This is a genomic window from Shewanella sp. SG41-4, assembly GCF_014164505.1.
GTDB lineage: Bacteria > Pseudomonadota > Gammaproteobacteria > Enterobacterales > Shewanellaceae > Shewanella.
Window position 1 is genome coordinate 1 of the sequence record NZ_JACJFI010000453.1, and the last position, 2,207, is coordinate 2,207.

The 2,207-nt window shown below is 40.5% G+C and carries 4 protein-coding genes and 1 pseudogene; all 5 read right to left on the reverse strand.

The annotated features are described in order from the left end of the window. Positions 1 to 173, reverse strand: a 173-nt coding sequence (locus H5202_RS20965; RefSeq protein ID WP_182773765.1) for a heavy metal translocating P-type ATPase metal-binding domain-containing protein, incomplete at its 3' end; no start/stop codon positions are given. A gap of 57 nt (positions 174 to 230) precedes the next feature. Then, positions 231 to 710 carry a FixH family protein gene (locus H5202_RS20970; protein ID WP_182773766.1) on the reverse strand — a complete coding sequence of 160 codons (480 nt, stop codon included), beginning with the start codon at positions 708 to 710 and terminating at the stop codon, positions 231 to 233. 116 nt (positions 711 to 826) lie between these two features. After that, complete coding sequence (ccoP, locus tag H5202_RS20975; protein WP_182773767.1) at positions 827 to 1,795, reverse strand: cytochrome-c oxidase, cbb3-type subunit III; 969 nt, start codon at positions 1,793 to 1,795, stop codon at positions 827 to 829. A gap of 5 nt (positions 1,796 to 1,800) precedes the next feature. After that, on the reverse strand, positions 1,801 to 1,977 hold the full coding sequence (locus H5202_RS20980) for a cbb3-type cytochrome oxidase subunit 3 (RefSeq protein ID WP_011637473.1): 177 nt from the start codon (positions 1,975 to 1,977) through the stop codon (positions 1,801 to 1,803). Positions 1,978 to 1,986: 9 nt separating this feature from the next. After that, positions 1,987 to 2,207: pseudogene (locus H5202_RS20985) on the reverse strand (cytochrome-c oxidase, cbb3-type subunit II); the annotation flags it as partial.

Genomic DNA, 2,207 nt, shown 5'->3' on the forward strand with positions numbered 1-2,207 from the left:
CGGTTGCCGGGCTCACTACGAAATTGATAATAGCTACTTAAGCCAGCATCCATAATCGCTTGTGAAACGGCTTGGCAACCTGGGCAGCACATAGGTTGTGCTTGCCCATTGATCATGGTTGTAAACTGTTCACCCGTTAGCACCGGCTCATTGCAATGAAAGCAAGATGTCATCTATTTATACCAGCTTAATTACATATGTCATCATTCAAAGACTTAATCGATTTACTATTAATTTAGCCAATATTCAACGTCATCTTTAATATCAATACGTTGTTGTATACGCCACTTAGCATCAAATCCTTCTATGCGCACTTCCCAAGGGCCGGTAATCGCAGCATCTAATGGGATGTGATAAACATAATTAGCATCGGCAGTTGCATTAAGGCTGAAATCTTTTGCTTCAATCGTTGGATGATAAAATTGAACATTCAATGCTGCACGATATTCAGGACCACCGTGTTGAGTGATAGTTAATTCTTGATCATCGACAGTCACTAAAAATTTCATTCCAATCTGCTGAGCATACTTAATTTTGCGTAAATCCATATTAATCGCTTTGCCTTGCTTATAATAATCTTCGGCAACTAATGAATCAGAATTATCTAGAGCAATTTTTAGTGTGGTTAAACTGGCAATAACGGCACACATTGGCAAGATGATTAAAAACCAAGGCCAAAACTGCTTATACCAAGGGAGTTGATCCGACATAATACGTCCTAAAATGGTGTTAATAATTCGCGGGCTATTTTACCCCGTAATGGCTTAATAATCACTTAAAAAAAAGGCCTCGATAATCTCGAGGCCTTGATGTTACTTATAAGTAACTATTTGTTTGATAAGCTATAAACATAAGCTGTAATGACATGGACTTTCTCTTCACCGAGAATGTCTTTCCATGCAGGCATAACACCAGCGCGGCCATTAGTGATCGACTCTGCAATCACACCACGACTTCCGCCGTACAACCAAACATTATCAGTCAGGTTAGGCGAACCCATGAACTTGTTGCCTTTTGCATCCATACCATGGCATGCAAAACAACCTTTCATAAATGAACCTTGACCTTGAGCGGCTAACGCTTCGTCATGTTCGCCACCAGATAGTTTTATAACGTATTCAGCTAGACCTTTAATCTCGCTGTCTTCGATAGGTAAACCACCTTTTGGCGGCATCATGCCGTTACGACCGTTCATCAGAGTAGTTTTAATTGTGGCTAAATCACCACCATATAACCAATCATCATCGGTAAGGTTAGGAAAGCCTTTAGAACCACGGGCATCAGAACCATGACATTGTGAACAGTTTTGTAAAAACAAACGTCCGCCCACTTTTAATGCTTCAGGATCTTTAGCAAGTTCTTCTAACGGTGTAGCTAAATATGCCGCAAAAATTGGACCGTATTTTTCATCAGCATGTGCCACTTCGCGGTCATACTGAGATAAACGGTTTTCAGTTTTTGCTGCTTCTAGCGCAGCAGCTGAGTCAGCTTTAATGCCTTTTTCAGTACCAATACTTTGGTTTGAACTTGTCCAACCAAACAGACCTTTGTAGTTACCTAGGCCTGGATATAGAGCTAAATAGATCACACCGAATACGATGGTTAAATAGAACATGTACGCCCACCATTTAGGTAGTGGGTTGTTCAGTTCTTCAATACCATCAAAACTGTGGCCCATTGATTTACCTTCTTCTACACCGGTGTAATTATTATTAACCAGTTTAAGAAGGATAAAACAACCAGCAATGACCACAATCGTCAGTACAGAAATCCAAATGCTCCAGAAGTTACTCATAATCATTACTTCTGATCTCCCGAGTCTTTTGACATTTTTGCAAGTTCATCTTCTGTAAACACCAAGTTAGCCGCTTCGTCAAATTTTGACTTGCTATGCTTACTGTATGCCCAGAAGAAAATGCCTACAAAAGTCACCATAACAACTATGGTTAAAATACCTTGAAAAGTACCGTAATCCATTATTGCCTCCTATTTGAGTGCGTGACCCAAAGATTGCAAATAAGCGATCAGCGCCTGCATTTCTGTCTTGCCTTCAACCGCTTTTTTAGCGCCAGCAACTTCTTCATCAGTGTAAAGATCATTACCTTTGTAACCGCCTTTATGCAGGTTACGCAGAATAGTCATCTTGTCACCAGTGAGTTCGCCGTCTAGCTTATTTTCAGCTAACCAAGGGAAACCAGGCATGTTTG

What these genes read in the sequence shown, in the direction of transcription:
- H5202_RS20970 (WP_182773766.1), bottom strand. Translation starts at nt 710, where the DNA reads ATGTCGGATCAACTCCCTTGGTATAAGCAGTTTTGGCCTTGGTTTTTA.
- ccoP (WP_182773767.1), bottom strand. Translation starts at nt 1,795, where the DNA reads ATGAGTAACTTCTGGAGCATTTGGATTTCTGTACTGACGATTGTGGTC.
- H5202_RS20980 (WP_011637473.1), bottom strand. Translation starts at nt 1,977, where the DNA reads ATGGATTACGGTACTTTTCAAGGTATTTTAACCATAGTTGTTATGGTG.